Origin of the sequence: Endozoicomonas sp. (assembly GCF_965196975.1) — a bacterium.
GTDB lineage: Bacteria > Pseudomonadota > Gammaproteobacteria > Pseudomonadales > Endozoicomonadaceae > Endozoicomonas.
Genome location: NZ_OZ239981.1, coordinates 539,188 through 558,629 on the forward strand (window position 1 = coordinate 539,188; position 19,442 = coordinate 558,629).

Here is a 19,442-nt window from a genome sequence, read left to right on the forward strand (position 1 = left end):
AACATATATTTATTACGCCATGTGCGACTTTTAGGTTTGCATAAGGAGACATGACTGATCCTGCTTTCTGCTATTAAAAGCAGTAGAAAGCAAAGAAGGTTTCAGTCATGCCCGTTGAAGAGTTTATCACTACAGTCTACTGCTTGATCGACGATTTGGTAAAAGAGCTTTTTCCTGTACCACTGCGACTTCGAGGGTTTCCACCAAAGCTCACTGATAGTGAAGCGATCACCATGGAAGTTGTCGGTGAATGGCTTGGGCATCATAAGGACACTGAGATTTGGAAGTATTTTACCCGACACTGGCGACACCTGTTTCCTGACATTCCTTCACGCTCGGCATTTGTCAAACAGGCCGCCAACTTATGGCATGTGAAACAACGACTGCAAATTCGTATAGTCCAGATGATGCATGCAGATAATGCAGATATCCATTTAATCGATGGTTTTCCGATTGATGTTGTCGTCAGAACCCGTGCACCACAGAGCCGTATCTTTAAAGCTGAGGCTGGTTATGGTTACTGCGCTTCCAAGGACAAGAAGTTCTATGGCTTTCAGGGGCATTTGCTGGTTGAAGCACGAGGGATTCCTGTGGGTTTTACTCTGACCGCAGCGAACGTAGATGAGCGTGATGCAGCCTATGACATGCTCGAGACCATTTCTGGCCTCTTGCTTGGCGATAAGGGCTATATAAGGCCTGAGTTTAAAGCTGATTGTCAGGAATTAGGTATTGATCTTCAGACGCCACTGAGAAAAAACATGCAAGATGAACGTCCGAAGTCGTTTGTAAAGCTGGTATTACGGGTACGACGGAGAATAGAAACAGTGATAGGTCAATTGACAGAGCGCTTTGAAATAGAAAAGTGCCATTGTCGAGATAGATGGCATATGACATCACGTATCGCTCGGAAGTTACTGGCACATAATATTGGTTCTTATCTGAATATAATTGCTGGTCGTCCTGCAATACAGTTTGAGAACCTTATTTCCGAAGATTAAAAAACGGAAAGCAAATAATTGCGTGATTTTGAAGATACAACTTGGACTTACCATCATGCTAGCCCGGATATTTCATAAACGTGCTCCCGTTCTCGCTTGTCCTTTGCCGCCCTAAGGGAGTTTTGCTCGGTCGACCGTACTCCCCGGTACGGCACTCCCTCACAAAATCCCTTAGGGCGACAAAGTCCTGCCCGAGATTCGGGGCAGTTTATGAAATATCCGGGCTAGTAATTTGAGATAGTTTCAGACAAAGTCGCACATCGCGTATTTATTATGAATCTTATAAGATGCATATTGGATGCATCTTAACGGTTTGTCATGTTTTCCAGTGTTAATAAATAGGGTTTCTGGAAACCGGGATCTGATCTTTTGCACTAAACTACCCCGAGAATTCTGAATATTTTATTAAAATCAATGAGATGTGTTTTTTGGGTGGCCAGTCCTGGTGCTTTATTGATGGGCGACTTGCAGCTGGATCCGGTCAAGAGAAGCGGTCCCGTTGATCGGTTGCGGTATTTTGGTGAGGAAAAAATAACCAGCTAGACTTTTCTGCTTGTTTTTGAGCTAACCGTCTGGTTACTGGTATGCGTTTTTTCCTGCAACACCGTACGATCATTATTATCTGCTCTGGCGCTGTTGCCGAGTGGCTGGAGTTTTCTGCCTACCTCTATCTGGCGCCAAGACTGGCAGAGCTATTTTTTCCTGAGCAGGATCCCTCCACTGCATTGATCTCGGTTTTTGGCCTGTTTGCCATCGCGTACCTTACCCGGCCAATAGGTGGATTTATTTTTGGGTATATCGGTGATCGCTATGGCAGACGGCTGGCACTGACGTTGTCTGTCCTGATCATGGCGTTGGCCACCACTGGTATTGGGGTTCTGCCAACCTGGAACAGTATTGGTTTGATGGCACCACTGTTACTATTGGTCTGCAGAATACTCCAGGGAGGAGCTATCGCCGGAGAGTTTACCAATGCTGCAATCTTTATGATTGAACAGGGTAAGGGTAATCCATACCTTGCCGGTTCCTGGGCTAACTGGGGGGCTAATCTGGGCGTGGCTCTGGGGGCGCTGATAACGGCACTGGTCAGCCTGCCCGGTATGCCGGACTGGGCCTGGCGAGTACCCTTTCTGCTGAGTTGTATCACGAGTCTGCTGGCACTGTGGATTCGTTGTCGCATTCAAGAGTCTCCGGCATTTCAACCGACCGCTGCTAGAGAACTTACTCCTTATCGTGTGCTCAAAGAATTGGCTTTACGGTATAAAGGCAGCTGTCTGGCCGTTGCTCTGGTGGGGGCATTTGCCGGGGTTTCTCTTTATACCGGGAATATGTTCTGGTGCAGTTACGTTGTCAGTAATGGCTTTTTTTCTCAGAGCCAGGCAAACGTTATTGCCTCAGTAGATATGGGGGTTGAGTTTATTGCGTTGCCTGTAATGGCGGTTCTGGCCTTTAGAGTGGGTGCCAAACCTATTATGTTGCTGGGCCTGTTTGTCACGTTACTGGGAGCTTACCTGAATTTTTATATGGCACAACGGGGTGTCACTCATATCAGCATGTTGACCATGGTTCTGTTTGCTTTGGGGGTGGCAACATTTGAGGCTCCCATGTTCAAACTCCTTTTTGATCTGTTCCCTGCCCAGATTCGCTGTACAGGCATTGCCTTGCCCTGGGCTATTGGACTGAGCCTGTTTTCCAGCCCCTCCCCGATGGTGGCTCAATGGTTGAGTGGTTATTATGGCTGGTCAGGTGGCGTGCTGTGTATTGCTCTGGTGAGTATCGCTGCACTTTTTGCCATTATGATTCACACAAAACACAACAAAAAGCTTAGGGCCTTTAGTATCTTCTGATACTCCGCTGTTGTTGTATAACCCGTGGCTGAGTATCAGAAGCTGGCTGGAAGGTTAATGACTAAAGCAGTGCGACCAGTCTTTCCAGACCGGCTCAAGCCCTTTGGCCCGAATAGCCTCCGCGACTGCTTCCGGGCGACGGTTGTCGTCGATTGCGAACTGCTCCAGATCTTCATTGCCCAGAATATTGTCATCCGCATATCCACCAGGATGTGTGCTTGAGTAGGCACTCATGGTAGTGATGCCAAGGGGGAGGACATTATCCCGAAACTTTTCCGATTCGCGTGTGGATAAGGAGAGCTCCGCTTCAGGTTTGAACAGACGGTAAGCACAAATCAGCTGAACCAGCTGTCGGTCAGAGATAACGGACACCGGCTGAAACTCACCTTCACAGGGGCGCAGACGAGGGAAGGAAATTGAGTAGCGAGTTCGCCAGTAGGTCTTCTCCAGGTAATCCAGATGAGCCGCCACCATGGCAGAGTCGGTCCGCCAGTCTTCCAGGCCAATCAAGGCGCCAACACCAATCTTGTCGATGCCCGCCCGCCCCAGTCTGTCAGCAGTTTCGAGGCGGTAATTGAAATCCATTTTGCTGCCACGGAGATGGTATTTCTCGTAGGCTGACCGGTGATAAGTTTCCTGGTAAACCAGAACCGCATCCAGGCCTACTTCCATCAGGGATTCATAATCTTCCTGATCCAGAGGTTGAACCTCAATACTGATGTGGGAGAAGTGTGGCCGCAGGCGTTCAACCACCGATTTGATGTAGCTGACACCCACCGTTCCCGGGGCTTCTCCGGTAACCAGCAAGATGTGATCAAAGCCCATCTTTTTGATGGCAGCGACTTCCTGATCGAGCTCTTCCATTTTCAGGGTTTTTCTGCGGATTTTATTACCCAGGCTGAAACCGCAATACGTGCAGATATTGGTGCACTTATTGGAGAGGTAGAGTGGAATATAGAGCTGCAGAGTATTACCAAACCGTTGCCGGGTCAGATGCATGCTCTTCTGCGCCATGGCTTCCAGGTAAGGCTCTGCAGCAGGGGATATCAGCGCCAGAAACTGCTCATGGTTCAGTCTGGCACTCTGCAGGGCATTTTCTACATCCACAGCAGTTTTGCTGTGGATGGACATTTTCAGCTCATCCCAATGGATCTGATTAAAACGGTCAAGAAATGTCATTCCTAAAAGTCGTCCAGAAAGGCCGTTAAAGGGCTGCTGGCCTGAGCCTGCAGAGAGCGTCCGCCAAGACCAGCCTTGTAAGCCCTGCGACCGGCAATGACTGCGCCTTTAAAGGCAATAGCCATCTCAACCGGATCACGGGCAACGGCGATGGCGGAATTGACCAGAACGGCATCAGCCCCCATCTCCATGGCAAGTGCTGCGTCAGAAGGGCTGCCAATACCCGCATCAATTACCACCGGTACCGAGCTTTGCTCAATAATAATCTGGATAAACTCTTTGGTCTTCAGGCCCAGGTTACTGCCAATGGGTGAGCCAAGGGGCATGACGGCAGCAACACCCACTTCTTCAAGGCGTTTGCAGAGAACGGGGTCTGCATGAACATAAGGCATGACGGCAAAACCCATGGCGCTTAATGTTTCACAGGCTTTCAGAGTTTCAATCGGGTCTGGCAGAAGATACTTGGGGTCTGGATGAATTTCGATTTTGACGAAATGGGTGCCGAGCGCCTCTCTGGCAAGTTGGGCTGCGTATATCGCTTCATCCGCATTGCGGGCCCCCGAGGTGTTTGGCAACAGGTTCAGGTCGTGCTTCAGCTGCCGGTCCAAAAGAGGAGCGAGGATGTTATCCTGCTGCTCATTCAGGTCAACCCGCTTGAGCGCCATGGTGACCAGCTCACTGCCAGAGGCAATGATGGCATCTGTCATTAATTGGCTGTTACTGAACTTTCCCGTTCCGGTAAACAGTCGTGAAGAAAAGGTTTTATCCGCAATTTTCAGCATGCCAGCCTTACGTTCTATAAAGAGCTTCGGTTAATGTCTGGTCCAATCAACAGTAGAGGTTTAGCCGCCTGCCGTTGCTTTTATCAGCGTAATGTTGTCCCCGTCATTCAGCAGATAGGATCCCCACTGGGATCGGCTGATGATTTTCCTGTTGACCGCAAGGGCTACCCCTTTTTCAAGGTGGTTCAGTTGCTTTAACAGTGCATCAATACTGAGAGGGGGCTCCACTACCATCGGCTGATTATTTACATTGATCTGCATGGTTAATACCAATCGAACTTTCTAACTACGCTATTGCGCTGGTGAAATGGATGCCAGCCTTGCGTTGGAACTCCTCGCAATAGTCCTGCTATTACTCGTCATTCCGCCTTGTTCTGACGTCCATATCACCATGCTCAGTACGGTAGTTAAAAAGCACGATTGGTATAATTTGGCGCCAGTCCTTTTTAAGTTGGCAAGATTCTAAAGAAACAGGGCGGTGTTTGACAAATGATCTGGGGCAGGTTTGAAGTGTAAAAAACAAATAGTTGTCATCTTATTAATTATTGGCGGATACAGCCCTATCCAAGGCAGGGTTCAGCCGTTAGAATTGAGCGTTTCTTTTCTGTAGCTCATCTGTTTTGGAAACCCCATGGAGAATCTGGATAACACGCTTGATAAGCTGGTGGCCAGCGCACTCAGTGCCGTTGAAGCCGTTGCTGACGCCTCAGGTCTGGACGAGATCCGCGTCCAGTTCCTTGGTAAGAAAGGCGAGCTGACCTCTTTGCTCAAGGCCCTTGGCCAGCTCTCCCCTGAAGAGCGACCAAAAGCGGGTGGGCTGATAAACAAGGGTAAGCAGCAGGTTCAGGACGCGATCAACCAAAAGAAAGCGTTGCTGGATCAGCAGACCCTGGATGCCAAGCTGGCCAGTGAGGCCATTGATGTATCCCTGACCGGACGTGGCCAGGAACTTGGCACCATTCACCCGATCACCCGCACCATGGAACGGATTACCGACTATTTCGGACGTATCGGTTTTACCGTGGAGCAGGGACCTGAAATCGAAGATGACTACCACAACTTCGAAGCCCTGAATATTCCTGGTCACCATCCGGCCCGTGCCATGCACGACACCTTCTATTTCGACGATACCACCGTACTGAGAACCCATACTTCACCGGTTCAGGTCCGTACCATGGAGCGTTTCGTCAAAAATAATGAAAACCCGCCCATTGCCATTGTCTGCCCGGGTAAGGTTTATCGCTGCGATTCTGATCAGACTCACAGCCCGATGTTCCATCAGGTGGAAGGTCTGTACGTTGCCGAGAAAGTGAGCTTTGCGGATCTGAAGAGCGTTCTGATTGACTTCCTGAGAGTCTTTTTTGAGCGGGATGACCTGCAGGTTCGTTTCCGCCCATCCTACTTCCCGTTCACAGAGCCTTCTGCCGAGGTGGATATTGAGTGGGGCCGTAATGAGGATGGCTCAATCAAATGGCTGGAAGTACTTGGTTGCGGCATGGTGCACCCTGAAGTATTCCGCTACTCCGGTATTGATCCTGAGAAGTACACCGGTTTTGCCTTTGGTATGGGGGTTGAGCGTTTTGCCATGCTGCGTTATGGCGTCAATGACCTGCGCCAGTTCTTTGAGAACGATTTGCGCTTCCTGGATCAGTTCCGTTGAGAGCTGGAGAGAAGTCATTTTCAAACGTTTAAGAACGGTTTAAGCAGGATTGAGTAAATAACATGAAATTCAGTGAAAAGTGGTTGCGGCAGTGGGTCAATATTGAGGTTGATACCCAGGAACTGGTGGACAAAATCACCATGGCCGGGCTGGAAGTTGATGATGTTGAAGCGGTTGCCGGTGAGTTTACCGGGGTCATCATTGGTGAAATTGTTGCCTGTGAGCAGCATCCGGACGCCGACAAGCTGCGTGTGACTCAGGTCAGTACTGGCAGTGAGTCTTTCCAAGTGGTGTGTGGTGCCCCGAATGCCCGTGTTGGTATCAAAGTTCCCTTTGCCACTGTTGGAGCCGTATTACCCGGCAACTTCAAAATCAAAAAGGCAAAACTGCGCGGTGTTGAGTCATTCGGCATGCTATGTGCCGAAGAAGAGCTTGGTATGGCCGAGTCTTCCGATGGTTTGATGGAACTGCCTCTGGATGCGACCGTTGGTCAGGATATCCGCGAATACCTGTCTCTGGACGACAAAATTATTGATGTGGATCTGACGCCTAACCGTGGCGACTGTCTGAGCATTGCCGGTCTGGCTCGTGAAGTCAGCGCAAACTTTCTGGCGGATGTGACTGAGGAACAGGTCGCTGAAGTGGCGCCTGCCATTGATGATACCTTCATGGTTAACATCGACGCTCCTCAGGGCTGTCCTCGCTATGTTGGACGGGTTATTCGCAACGTAGACGTTTCCCGTTCTGCGCCATTGTGGCTGACCGAACGTCTGCGTCGTTCCGGTATTCGTTCCATTGACCCTGTCGTGGATGTGACCAACTACGTCATGCTGGAACTGGGTCAGCCTATGCACGGCTTTGATCTGGATACACTCTCCGGCAGCATTCATGTCCGTATGGCTAAGGCTGAAGAGAAGCTGACCCTACTGGATGGTCAAGAAGTGACGCTGAACGACAACACTCTCGTGATTGCTGATGAGCAGAAGGCTCTGGCGATTGCGGGTGTTATGGGAGGAGAAGGTTCCGGAGTCAGCGAGAAGACTCGTAACATCTTCCTGGAAAGCGCGTTCTTCGATCCTATTACCATTGCTGGTAAGGCTCGTTCTTACGGATTGCATACGGACTCTTCTCACCGCTTTGAGCGTGGAGTGGATTTCCAGTTACAGAAAAAGGCCGTTGAGCGCGCAACTGCCCTGATTGTTGACATTTGTGGCGGTGAGCCAGGTCCGGTCGCGGAAGTGGCCAGCGAAGCGCATCTACCTGCGCTGCGTGAAGTGACACTGCGTTCTGAAAAAGTGACTTCACTGCTGGGTATGGCCATTGAAAACAGCCATATTGAAGCTCTGCTCTCTCGTCTGGGGCTGGGTCTGGCCGTTGATGGTGATGGTCGCTGGAAGGTGTCTGTTCCCAGCTGGCGCTTTGATATTTCCATCGAAGAAGACCTGGTGGAAGAGCTTGGCCGAATTTATGGCTATAACAACCTGCCTGAAAGCACACCAACGGCTTTGTTAAAGATGAAGCAGGTGGACGAATCCCAGGTTCAGGAGTCAGACATTCGTCGTGCACTGACGGCCCGTGGTTATCAGGAAGCGGTATGCTTCAGCTTTATTGCTCCGGAGCTTCACAAGCTGTTTGACCCCCAGCATGAGCCAGTTGCTCTGTCCAACCCGATCGCCAGCGACCTGTCCGTCATGCGTACAACGTTGCTGCCAGGTCTGGTTAAAACTGCCGGCTACAACCTGAATCGTCAGCAGAGCCGTGTTCGTCTGTTTGAAACCGGCCTGACCTTTGTGAAAGAGGGTGATGAGCTTAAGCAGGAGCCAATGCTGGCTGCACTGATTACTGGCAGTCGTCATCCGGAGAGCTGGCAGGGTAAGGCCGAGGCGGTTGACTTTTTTGATCTGAAAGGCGATTTCGAAGCGGTCTTTGAACTGGGTCAAGCTGGTAATGAATTTGTTTTCCGCAAGGGTGAGCATGCTGCTATGCATCCAGGCCAGTGTGCCGAGATTGTTCGTGATGGTAATGTGATTGGTCATATGGGTGCACTGCATCCATCTCTGGCAAAGACCATGGATATGCCTGCTGCGGCTTACCTGGTTGAGCTCAGCCTGAAAGCGGTGACTGAAGGTAAGGTTACCCGTTTTGCTGCTCTGTCGAAGTACCCTGAAGTTCGCCGTGATCTGGCACTGGTGGTGAACACCTCCATTGCCGCAGGTGATATTGAGCGTGCCATTGAAAGTGAAGCCGGTGAACTGCTGCGCCGGGTCAATACTTTTGATGTTTATGCCGGTCAGGGTATTGAAGAAGGCTGCAAGAGTCTTGCGATGGGCTTGACCTTACAGCATCCTTCCCGCACTCTAAAGGATGACGAGGTTAACGAGCTGGTTGATCGTGTTGTTACTCGATTGAAACAGGAATTCAACGCCAGCCTGCGTCAGTAAACGCCAGTCAATGGCCTTAGAGTGAATAATAAGATCATGGTAATAGCCTGTTATCTTTCTTTCAGGAAACCCGATACAGCTATTACCATGGGAAAAACAAAAAAGGGGATTGGTTCATGGGAGCCCTGACGAAAGCCGACATGGCCGAGCGACTGAATGAAGAGCTTGGTCTTAACAAACGCGAAGCCAAAGAGATGGTCGAGCTGTTTTTTGAGGAAATTCGCCAGTCTCTCGAAAAAAATCAATCGGTGAAACTGTCCGGTTTTGGTAACTTTGATTTGCGCGATAAAAGTCAAAGACCTGGCCGGAACCCTAAAACGGGAGAGGAAATCCCGATCACCCCACGTCGTGTGGTGACCTTCAAACCCGGTCAGAAACTCAAGGCGAGAGTGGAAACCTATGCAGGACATGGAACTCAGGACGAGTGATCTGCCAGCGATCCCTGGCAAACGCTACTTTACCATTGGCGAAGTCAGTGAGCTCTGTTTTGTAAAGTCTCATGTGCTGCGCTATTGGGAGCAGGAATTTCCCCAACTGTCACCCGTTCGTCGAGGTAACAGGCGCTATTACCGACATGAAGACGTACATCTTGTCCGACAGATTCGCAGCCTTTTGTACGACCAGCGTTTTACGATTGATGGCGCGCGGACGCAGCTAAAGCGTAATGCTGTCAAGCGGCAGACGTTTGATTATCGTACTGAGATAGCGCAGACAATCTCTGAATTAGAAGAGGTTGTTGATATTTTGTCCTGAGTTAATTTTTCTATGCCTCCATAGTTGTATTTTTACAGAGTATCAATGATTTTGCCGTTAGTTGATATGGCAAATGACCATACCCTTCAAACTTTATCCTGAAGCCTGTAAATAGGTTGCATTACGGCTGTAAATTTTCCACAAGTCTTTTGGATTCTGGTGTTTTAATTTTGAAATCCAACACTCGATCAGACCATATCTGCTTTTAAAATCATAAAATGATGGTAACTATTCAGCACCCAGCAAAGGCGTATTGTTGTAATTTCGAACCGCTTTAAGAAGCGCCTGAAATATGTTCAACCCCTGCTTTTTAGCAGATGATAAATAGCTTCGGATTCGGGTAAACATGGTACCTCCGTCTTCGCTTCTGAAGCAGCCTGAGATCTTCTGCTTAAGTTTGGCCATCCTGGCATCACGTTCACTGCCATTGTTATCGAAGGGAATTGAAAAGTCCGACATGAAGCGCAACGTTTCAACCTTAAACTCAATAAGCCTTTTGAACAGGTTGTAGGCCTTGGTATTCCTGACCTTCTTACGTCCAAGCACCTGTCGTTGTTTTTCCATATAAGCGGTTTCCTTCGTGAGAGCCCTTTGAAGGATTTGGTCGTATATCGTCTCAATGCGAAGCTGTATTGCACCAGGCATTTGAGTCAGACCGGCTGCTTTGTATTTCTTGCAGAAGTGCCAGGAGAGCGTAAGCAATTTCATCAGCCGCAGAGCCAGCTTATTCGCATCCCTATCGACAACTCCCTGAAGCTCTCTCAGATGATGGGCATTACAAAGCACATGCACTGCCGCATAGGCAAAGTAGGACTTCCAATGATCGTGAACCAGAATGCCTGCAAAAGTCAGCAGGATGCCCATTGCATCCATTGCTTCACAACCTCGCCTTTCTGAGAGGTAGTAAAGCGTCCATTGGTCATCTCGCATAATGTGTAACCACCACAGTGAACCGTCAACCCGCATGCCAGTTTCATCCGCTCCTGCAACCGGACTTTCTTGTAAAGCATCGCGGATACTCTGCTCAGTAGAGGCCAGGTTCTCATGGGTATAGGCAACAAAATTGGCAACAGAGCCTGCGCTGACACTCATGCAATAAATAGTATTGAAATACTCAGACACCCGGTGATATGGGATGAAGTGATACTGGTTTAAATGAACAGCCATTGCCTGAGTCACTTCTCCGTATTGAGCAGCGGCTTTCACTCCTTGGGGAAACTCAGCGGTGTTCCGTTTACCACAAGGACATACTTTAACGTCTGCCCAGTACGCGGTAACTTCAAATTCTCCGGGTCTACCTGGATCAAAAACCTGTCGCTCAATGTATTTGGTGGGTTTAATATCGATAAGCGAAGACTGGCAACAGCAACATTTTTCAACCTTCAGATGCCTGACATAATCGGGTAAGGCGACACGTCTCAAACAAGAGCCTTGATGACCTTTCTGGCCACCTGGTTTATTGCCTGAAGATGGTCTAAGGCTTTTGGGGTTCGGTGTTTCCTGTGAGGAGCAGGGGGCTTCTTTGGAAGATGTATCACCTTTATCACTCCCTTTTTTACTGGGCTTTTGATAACCATCTGACGATGGTGGCTTACTACTGTTTTGACTGTTTTTATTAACCCTTTCTTCCAGTTCGCTGCAACGTTCCCGTAAAAGCGCATTCTCGGTCCGAAGCTCTTCATTCTCTTTAAGGAGAGCTTCGGTAAACGGAGTAGCTGGGAAGTCTGGTTCCATACTGGAGATTTGTTAGAAAAATTGAGTATAAGATGATGGTCGAAAAATCAGAAAATTCCAGATTTATATGAAGGGTGCTGAATAGTTACAAATGATGAAAGCCGGATTTCTTTCTCTGTTTGACGGAGAGGCATTTCAGCACAATCGCGTTTTGTAACTTTTCTGTCACAACAATAATTTAGTCTTTCCCCTAACAGTTGGGGGTGATAATGATAAAAAAACTGTTTTTAAAGCCTGTTCTTGCGGCTTTGATTCTTTATCCGGTTCTCTGGTGTACAAAAAGTGCCGCAGAAGAGTACCTGTTTACCATTCACGGTTCTAATACCGTAGGAGCAGAGTTGGCTCCTGCACTGGCTGCCCAGTTTCTTGATAGTCTCGGGGCTGAAGGTATCGCAACGCTTCCTGGTTATCATGCGAATGAGAGCAGGGTGATCGGCTTTCTTCCAGATCAAGGTAGAGCGGTCAGTATCTACGTGGCTGCCCACGGTTCTTCCACTGGATTTAAAGGTCTTCATCAGAATAAGGCGGATATTGCTGCGGCTTCAAGGCGTGCCAAACCCGATGAGAAAGCGTTGCTTCGAGAGCGGGGCAATCTGCACAGTGAACAGTCAGAGTATGTCATTGGTATCGATGGGCTTGCCATTATTGTTCACCCCGATAATCCCATTAACTCCCTCGGAGTCAGTCAGGTTGCTCGGCTGTTTGCGGGAGAAATTACCAACTGGCAGCAGTTGGGCGGTCCGGATCTTGACGTCATTCCTTTTGCCCGAGATGATCACTCAGGGACATGGGATACCTTTAATAGCCTTGTATTTGCGAAACAGTTTCGTCTGGCTGGTGGTGTAGAACGCTTTGAGTCCAATGAAATCCTTTCTGCGCAGGTAAAGAGTCAACCTGGAGCGGTTGGCTTTGTCAGCCTGAATACGATTGGCGATGCCAAAGCTCTTTTGGTCGAAGATACGGCAGGTAAAAGTCTGGCTCCAACCGTCATGAATGTTTCGACAGAAGACTATATCCTGAGTCGTCGCTTATACATGTATATGCCGGGAAGTTCCGGAAAAAGTATGGCTCGTTCTTTTCTTGATTTTGTTGTCAGCAGCTCTGGGCAGTCTGTGGTCAGCGAAGTGGGGTATGTTGCGCAAAAAATTGTTCCCAGAGACTCTGACCAAAGCACAATGCCGGATGAGTATCTGCAGAAGGTCAAATCGTTTGATCGCCTGTCGGTGAACTTCCGCTTTGAACAGGGAAAGGCTCGGTTGGATAACAAAGCAAGGAAAGATATTCAACGGCTGGCAGATTATCTCAAAAATCATTCAGTAACTATTAAGCTGATAGGTTTTGGTGAAACCAATGATAACTCTGCATTCTCCCAAACGCTTGCCAGACTTAGGGCTGATGTGGTTAAACGGCAGCTGATTCGTGCTGGTGTTCCTAGAAAAAGCATTATGATAGAAGGGTATGTCCCTGAGGTGGCCATGGAGTTAGAGGTCAGTAGACTCCGACAGATTCGGGATCGGCGTGTAGAAGTCTGGGTAAAACCGACTATCCAGTTTGAAGTGAACCATAGGCAACCAGAAGCATCTCTGGTTGCCCACCAGAATCGACTATGAACGTCGTTTTCCGGGTTGGTGGGGCTTTTTCTCTTCAGGTGCGTTGAAGATCAGATAAAGCTCCATCAAAACTTCAGGAATCTGGCTGCACATATCCTCTGTGAGCTTGCTGTCCTTGCGAATATCTTTGAACTCCTGCTCGTCATCAAACAGGCCTGAGGCCAGCATGATCGGCAGAAGGAGCTCACAGACTTCCTGTTCATTTGCTCCGAACCAGGCGTCTTCATTCAGGAAGTGGGCCACCATAAAGCCAGTGCACCAGTTGGCCAGGGCCTCATCGTCATGATCCTCCAGATCTTCAGACTCACAGGAGAGGGAAAAGCCTTCATCTTCGTCGTTAAACCCCCGGTCGATGGCTGTTTGCATTTTGGCAATAAGCTCATTCAGCTCGTTAGCGGTGGCTTTTGGAAGTTCTACTTCACCATCAAAAATACTCTCGTTCCGGTCCTGTTCTGTGAGCTCTACAGGGCAGATCGTCAGGGCAGTCAGGAAGCCATGGAGGCCATGATAGTCAAGGGTTCCTTCATTCTGTTCAGTAAAAGGCTGCAGCAGCGCTTCCACAGAAGCACGGGTATTGGACATAGAGGGGATCCTGAAAATGTGAAAGGGGATTCTACTCCGGCTTTGAAAGGTATAAAAGCTCAGTAACGCCGGGCTTTCCTTCTGGCACGACCCTATAATAGGGCGTTGAAAGCACTTAATCCTATCATCAGCATACCCACTTTGAGTTAATTATATTTTCATGATGATGTTCAGTCGTAATCCGTGAGCTGCTTAATGAAGGAGTCATAACAACAGTAACTTGTACTTTTTTGTCTGGCGAAGGAGCAAATGGTATAAGCAGCTAGGCGCCTAACCACCATGAACCAACTATGCCAGCACCTGACACTGCTAAACACCTTTCTTGCTTTCAAGCTTCATACGATACAGTAAATATGTGTCTCCCTGGCAGCTTTTCTACCAGTAAAATTTGGATTTTGACAGGAAACAGGCTTTTATCCATTTAAGAACTGGTCAAACGAGTCTATCAGACAAAAACTTAACACTCCTATAAATTAAATCGCTGAATTCTACCTCTTGGGAAGGGCTGGGGGATCCGTCAGCTAAAATCCTATAGATAGGTAATCCAAGGGTATTCCACTGCCTGTCAGAAAGTTAATGCAAGGACGCTTAAATGTCTGTGGAGACAGTTCGCTATCTGATCCTGTTTGTATCATTAGGGCTGCTCATGCTGATGCAGATTGGCTTCCTGTGCCTGGAGAGTGGTGTTGTCAGGTCTAAAAACAGCATCAATGTAGCGGCAAAGAACCTGCTGGACTTGTTGACGGTGATGCTGCTTTTCTGGTTCTTTGGTTACTCCATCATGTTTGGTGAGTCCAGCTCTGGTTTATTTGGTCAGATTGCTCCTTTTTCTACCAGTAAAGATGATCTTTTCAGGCCTTTGTTCTTCTTATTTCAAGCTATGTTTGCAGCCACTGCAGCTACCATTGTCTCAGGGTCTATAGCTGAGCGCTGTTCTCTTAAGGGATATTTAGTCATTGTGATGGTCATGACGCTGGCCATTTACCCCGTTGTTGGTCATTGGGTCTGGGGTGGAATTTACAGCCAATCCTCAGAGGGGTGGTTGGAAAAAGCAGGATTTTATGACTTTGCCGGTTCCTCTGTAGTGCACGTAACCGGTGGTGTCATTGCATTGGTGTCTGTAAAGATTATTGGACCCAGAACTGGTTTTGAGAAGGCTCTGACCGATGGTTTTACTGGCCATAGTATGGTGATGGCGATACTGGGATATCTATTTCTATGGCTTGGCTGGTTTGGGTTTAATGGCGGTAGCGTTGTTCTGACTGATTTTCATCAACTTCCTCAAGTGTTAATGAATACCGCCATTGCTGGAGCCGCAGGTGGTTTTGGTGTACTGGCTCTTGAGCTAGCTAAGAGTGATAAGCTGGATATTTTAATGCTTGCTAACGGCATTATTGCAGGTCTAGTCAGCGTAACGGCCGGTTGTAATATTTTTTCGGCAACCGCATCCGTTGTTGTGGGACTGTGTGGAGGCCTTCTGTTTTTTATAGCCAAGCGCTTTTTTGACTGGTTGAAAGTTGATGATCCTGTCCGGGGAATTCCGGTACACCTTATTGGCGGTATTTGGGGAACAGTGGCCGTTGCACTGTTTGCAAACACTGATGCGATTCCTTCCTCATTAAGTCGAATCCAGTGGTTACTTGTGCAATTTGAAGGTGTGCTTGCAATTGTTGCCTGGGGAGGAGTGGTTGGCTGGACTCTGCTATCTATTATTAATCGATTTATACCGCTGAGAGTCAGTCAGGACGGTGAAAAAGCAGGATTGAACTTTACTGAGCATGGTGCCAGAACTGAACTGTATGATTTATTACAGGATATGAAGCATCAACAGCTCAGTGGTGACTTTTCCGGCCGGGTACGTATTGAACCTCATACAGAAATTGGTCAGGTTGCTTTTCAGTACAATCAGGTCACTCGTAGTTTTAATGCCGCTCAAGATGAGCTTTATGAAACTATTGATAACCTTGAACGTACCCGTCAGGCATTGAATGATGCCTGTAAAGAAGCAGAGAAGGCCAGTGATTATAAGAGTGCTTTTCTTGCCAATATGAGTCACGAGATACGTACGCCAATTAACGGTGTTATTGGTATGGCTGAGCTTTTGTTATTAGAAGATATGTCGTCCAGACAGCAAAACTACATTGAGACCATCCACTCATCGGCCAGAGGGTTGATCCACATCATCAATGATATCCTTGATTATTCAAAAATTGAGGCCGGTGAACTGAGTCTTGAAGTTCTCGAATTTGATATACGTCAGCTGCTTCAGGAATGCCTTGATATTTTCAGGGTTCAGGCGGAAGAGAAAAATATTGAACTGTCTCTGCAGTGTCATTTAGACCTTGATGTATCGGTGTATGGAGACCCTACTCGAATACGACAAATTGTCATTAATTTACTGAGTAATTCCCTTAAGTTTACTGAGAAAGGGCATGTTTGCCTCAAGGCTGATCTTAATAATGATGGAAATACTGACTCACTTATTCTCTCTGTTGAGGATACGGGGGTTGGTATGACCGAAGAGCAGCGTGATCGAGTATTTACGGCTTTTCAACAGGCGGATAATTCCACTGCACGCCAGTATGGGGGTACGGGACTGGGTCTATCTATAACCCAGCAGTTGGTTGAAATGATGGGAGGGACGATTAATGTCACTAGCGCAGTTGGTAAAGGGACATTCTTTGAACTTTCGATTCCCATTGGAGCCGCCCAAGATAACCAGATAATGGACACGGGTACCAAAGATAAAGGTGGCAACCGTGGTGAAGAGAGTGCTTTTTCCAGAGAGTGGGGGGGGGCTGACCGATGGCTGAGTTCAGTCTGTATTGATGTTCTGGTGGCAGAAGACAACCGGGTTAACCAGATGGTGATTCGTAAGTATCTGGAGAAACTGGGTATTACCGGACATATTCTGGAAAATGGCAAACAGATAGTAGAGTATTGTGAAAAGCATACTCCACAGTTAATTCTGATGGATTGTGAGATGCCTGAAATGGATGGCTTAACAGCAACCCGGTTCATTCGGGAGCAGGATGGTCATGAGTTGCAGCCGATCATTATTGGGCTGAGCGCTCATGCGATGACGAATCATGAGGAGAAGGGGTTGGCTGCCGGCATGGATTGGTATTTAACGAAACCTGTGACACTGGAGCAGCTTCAATCTGCGATTCTACAATTTTTCAGTTCTGTGCCCGGTAAATAAATCATCTGAAAAACATAATAGGTTTGTGATTGGATGAAATCTGGAGAATGACTCCTTATACTGGATGCTTTTCTCAACTTCGGTTGGAGTGCCTCATCGTTCCAATGTCAAAGCTGAGACATATTTCCCATTTTATGTATATGTTTTTCGATGTCTGATCCTGCTCTGGATATTTTAAAAAATACGTTTGGTTACCAGTCTTTTCGGGGGTTCCAGCAAGAAGTGATCAGTGAAATTGTGGCTGGTCGTGATGCGCTGGTGCTGATGCCTACGGGCGGAGGCAAATCACTCTGTTACCAGATTCCTGCTTTGATCAGAGGCGGTACGTCAGTTGTCGTTTCTCCACTGATAGCATTAATGGATGACCAGATAAACAGTCTTCGGGAGCTGGGAATTCGAGCCGACTGTCTGCATTCAGCCATGATGCCAGAAGATCGGCAGCAGGTTGAACGAGAGCTTCTGATTGGTGACCTTGATCTATTGTATGTGGCTCCTGAAAGGCTATTGACGGAGTCAATGCAGCGGCTGCTGGATCAAATTCAAGTGGCGTTGTTTGCTATTGATGAAGCGCACTGTGTCTCCCAGTGGGGGCATGATTTTCGTCCAGAGTACCTTCAACTCTCCTGCCTTCAGACCCGTTTCCCGGGCGTTCCCAGAATAGCCCTGACAGCTACGGCTGATTTAAGAACCCGTCAGGAAATCCGAGAGCGACTGGGGCTTGAGTCAGCCCGGGTCTTTACTGACAGTTTTAACCGGCCCAATATTTTTTACCGCATCAGTCAGAAAAAACAGGGCAAGCAGCAGTTACTGAACTTTCTAAATAAAGAACATCCTGAAGATTCTGGCATCGTTTATTGTCTTTCCCGTAAGAAGGTTGAACAGACTGCAGAGTGGTTGACTCAAGCAGGTCGAAAAGCGTTGCCTTACCATGCAGGGCTGTCGCCAGAAGAACGGCGGGCAAACCAGCATCGGTTCATTGCAGAAGAAGGTATCATTATTGTAGCGACTATTGCCTTTGGTATGGGGATAGATAAACCGGATGTCCGGTTTGTAGCTCACCTTGACTTACCAAGAAGTATTGAAGCCTATTACCAGGAGACTGGGCGTGCTGGGCGGGATGGTCTGCCGGCTACAGCCTGGATGGTTTATGGGCTACAGGATGTGGTACTTCTTAAACAGCTTCAGGCTCGCTCCATTGCCAGTCAGCAGGTTCAGCAGATAGAACGCCAGAAACTGGAAACCATGCTGGCACTTTGTGAAGTAACCGGGTGCCGACGTCAGGTACTGCTGAATTACTTTGATGAACCATTAGATAAGCCCTGTGGCTACTGTGACCTTTGCTTGGAGCCTGCAGAAATATGGGATGGGACAGAAGTTGCCCAAAAGGCACTTTCTTGTATTTATCGCAGCGGACAGAGTTTTGGAGTGGCTCACCTTGTGGATATCTTACTGGGTAAGAGTACTGATAAAACCCGCCGCTTTGGCCATGATCGTCTCAGTACCTTTGGTATTGGAACTGAGTTGGATCAGAGTAACTGGCGCTCTGTCTATCGCCAACTGGTTGCCAGAGGTTATGTGAGTGTTGATCATGATAGTCATGGGGCTCTGAAATTGAATGAATGTTGCCGGCCACTGCTAAAAGGTGATGAGCCTATTCAGTTACGCCGTGACCGCTATGAGCCCTCGCGTAAGTATGAGAAGGAGTACCGGGAGGTTGGGCGTGTTGTCGTTGAAGAGCATGATCAGATGCTCTGGGAGCGACTCAGGCAATTGCGGCGAAATCTTGCCGAAGAGCAGAATGTACCCGCGTATGTCATCGTGAATGATAAAACGTTAATGGAACTGGTGAAATACCGCCCCCGTACACAGTTAGAATTATCACAAATTTCAGGAATTGGTCAGTATAAGTTGGAAAAGTACGGGGATGCGTTATTAAAAGCTCTGGCTGATTACGCTTCTTCTGAATCAGCTTGAGCCCTGCCCAGGTATTTCAAAGGGGCCTTACAGGTAGTGCAGAGGTAAATGGTCCCTTTTTGTGATCGGTTATGGCGGGTTGTTCCAAGGGCAATGGTTTTTCCTTCACAGAGGCATTGGTAGAGCCAGTTTCTGCGACTACTTCGTTTTGTATCATAGCTGTGGCAGCGGTCGGCAGGCAGTTGAAATACATGCGTCATTATGGACTGCCATTCCCGGCCATGAGCACGGATTCTTGGCCCATGGATATCATTAGCGAGTAAGTGTGCTACTTCATGAGCTACGGTCTGTTTGATGAAGTGTTCCCGGTTCTCTTTCAAAAGTACTGGGTTGAAGCGGAGTTGCCGTTTCTCGATCCAGGCCTGCCCGGCCGTTTCGCCTTTCAGATCCAAGCGAATATAGGGCTTTTGGAATGACTTATTAAAGAAACTTTCCGCTTGCCTGTATAGCTCAACAATCCTTTCTTGTAATTGATGAAGGTCTGAAATCAAAAGACTAGTCACTGTAAGACAAAAATAGAATCAAAGCATAGCGGATTACGCTTTTCTGGAAAATATCAGGCTGACAGATTTGACGTGGGTTTATATAAACCAACTGCTGAGATCTTGTGTTTAGTGGGGAATTGCGTGATTAGTAGCGTGGAAAGAGATATGGCTGTTGCAGATACAGCCATATCAATA

15 protein-coding genes are annotated in these 19,442 nt (G+C 48.0%); 9 read left to right on the forward strand and 6 right to left on the reverse strand.

All coding sequences use genetic code 11. The features are described from left to right. Nucleotides 1-107 precede the first annotated feature (107 nt). Both ACOCLE_RS02395 and ACOCLE_RS02400 read left to right on the forward strand, forming a co-directional pair. Nucleotides 108-998 carry an IS982 family transposase gene (locus ACOCLE_RS02395; protein WP_419533099.1) on the forward strand — a complete coding sequence of 297 codons (891 nt, stop codon included), beginning with the start codon at nucleotides 108-110 and terminating at the stop codon, nucleotides 996-998. Nucleotides 999-1,582: 584 nt separating this feature from the next. After that, nucleotides 1,583-2,845 (forward strand): MFS transporter, encoded by a 1,263-nt coding sequence (locus ACOCLE_RS02400; RefSeq protein WP_419535364.1) that lies wholly within the window; start codon nucleotides 1,583-1,585, stop codon nucleotides 2,843-2,845. 54 nt (nucleotides 2,846-2,899) lie between these two features. Here the strand turns inward: ACOCLE_RS02400 and thiH are convergent, their stop codons facing one another. From thiH to thiS, 3 genes are read right to left on the reverse strand one after another with little or no spacing between them, the layout of a single operon-like run. Continuing rightward, entirely contained in the window at nucleotides 2,900-4,024 is a 1,125-nt protein-coding gene (thiH, locus tag ACOCLE_RS02405) for a 2-iminoacetate synthase ThiH (protein WP_419535365.1), read from the reverse strand. 2 nt (nucleotides 4,025-4,026) lie between these two features. Further along, nucleotides 4,027-4,806 carry a thiazole synthase gene (locus ACOCLE_RS02410; protein ID WP_419535366.1) on the reverse strand — a complete coding sequence of 260 codons (780 nt, stop codon included), beginning with the start codon at nucleotides 4,804-4,806 and terminating at the stop codon, nucleotides 4,027-4,029. 60 nt (nucleotides 4,807-4,866) lie between these two features. Further along, nucleotides 4,867-5,079 carry a sulfur carrier protein ThiS gene (gene thiS, locus ACOCLE_RS02415; RefSeq protein ID WP_419535367.1) on the reverse strand — a complete coding sequence of 71 codons (213 nt, stop codon included), beginning with the start codon at nucleotides 5,077-5,079 and terminating at the stop codon, nucleotides 4,867-4,869. Nucleotides 5,080-5,437: 358 nt separating this feature from the next. Between thiS and pheS the strand changes: the two genes are divergently transcribed. From pheS to ACOCLE_RS02435, 4 genes are all read left to right on the forward strand, one after another. Beyond that, on the forward strand, nucleotides 5,438-6,466 hold the full coding sequence (gene pheS / locus ACOCLE_RS02420; RefSeq protein ID WP_419535368.1) for a phenylalanine--tRNA ligase subunit alpha: 1,029 nt from the start codon (nucleotides 5,438-5,440) through the stop codon (nucleotides 6,464-6,466). 62 nt (nucleotides 6,467-6,528) lie between these two features. Further along, the gene (gene pheT, locus ACOCLE_RS02425; RefSeq protein WP_419535369.1) at nucleotides 6,529-8,907 is read left to right on the forward strand and encodes a phenylalanine--tRNA ligase subunit beta; all 2,379 of its coding nucleotides are present in this window, start codon (nucleotides 6,529-6,531) and stop codon (nucleotides 8,905-8,907) included. Nucleotides 8,908-9,023: 116 nt separating this feature from the next. Continuing rightward, nucleotides 9,024-9,335, forward strand: a complete 312-nt coding sequence (gene ihfA, locus ACOCLE_RS02430) for an integration host factor subunit alpha (RefSeq protein WP_066017088.1) — start codon at nucleotides 9,024-9,026, stop codon at nucleotides 9,333-9,335. Continuing rightward, complete coding sequence (locus ACOCLE_RS02435) at nucleotides 9,316-9,660, forward strand: MerR family transcriptional regulator (protein WP_419537280.1); 345 nt, start codon at nucleotides 9,316-9,318, stop codon at nucleotides 9,658-9,660. The genes ihfA and ACOCLE_RS02435 overlap by 20 nt, the downstream gene beginning before the upstream one ends. Nucleotides 9,661-9,888: 228 nt before the next feature. On the opposite strand, the gene tnpC is transcribed toward ACOCLE_RS02435, so the two are convergent. Further along, on the reverse strand, nucleotides 9,889-11,394 hold the full coding sequence (tnpC, locus tag ACOCLE_RS02440) for an IS66 family transposase (protein ID WP_419532963.1): 1,506 nt from the start codon (nucleotides 11,392-11,394) through the stop codon (nucleotides 9,889-9,891). Nucleotides 11,395-11,603: 209 nt separating this feature from the next. Between tnpC and ACOCLE_RS02445 the strand changes: the two genes are divergently transcribed. Beyond that, nucleotides 11,604-13,004 carry a substrate-binding domain-containing protein gene (locus tag ACOCLE_RS02445; protein ID WP_419535370.1) on the forward strand — a complete coding sequence of 467 codons (1,401 nt, stop codon included), beginning with the start codon at nucleotides 11,604-11,606 and terminating at the stop codon, nucleotides 13,002-13,004. Here ACOCLE_RS02445 and ACOCLE_RS02450 read toward each other — a convergent pair. Beyond that, nucleotides 12,999-13,586 carry a YecA family protein gene (locus tag ACOCLE_RS02450; RefSeq protein WP_419535371.1) on the reverse strand — a complete coding sequence of 196 codons (588 nt, stop codon included), beginning with the start codon at nucleotides 13,584-13,586 and terminating at the stop codon, nucleotides 12,999-13,001. The genes ACOCLE_RS02445 and ACOCLE_RS02450 overlap by 6 nt on opposite strands. 652 nt (nucleotides 13,587-14,238) lie before the next feature. Between ACOCLE_RS02450 and amt the strand changes: the two genes are divergently transcribed. Continuing rightward, on the forward strand, nucleotides 14,239-16,788 hold the full coding sequence (amt, locus tag ACOCLE_RS02455) for an ammonium transporter (protein WP_419537281.1): 2,550 nt from the start codon (nucleotides 14,239-14,241) through the stop codon (nucleotides 16,786-16,788). Nucleotides 16,789-16,938: 150 nt separating this feature from the next. After that, nucleotides 16,939-18,762: a DNA helicase RecQ gene (gene recQ / locus ACOCLE_RS02460; RefSeq protein ID WP_419535372.1), complete on the forward strand. Its 1,824-nt coding sequence runs from the start codon at nucleotides 16,939-16,941 to the stop codon at nucleotides 18,760-18,762. Here recQ and ACOCLE_RS02465 read toward each other — a convergent pair. Beyond that, a complete protein-coding gene (locus ACOCLE_RS02465) occupies nucleotides 18,738-19,265 on the reverse strand; it encodes a SprT family zinc-dependent metalloprotease (protein ID WP_419535373.1) in 528 nt (175 codons plus the stop codon). The two genes, recQ and ACOCLE_RS02465, sit on opposite strands and share 25 nt — an antisense overlap. Nucleotides 19,266-19,442 lie beyond the last annotated feature (177 nt).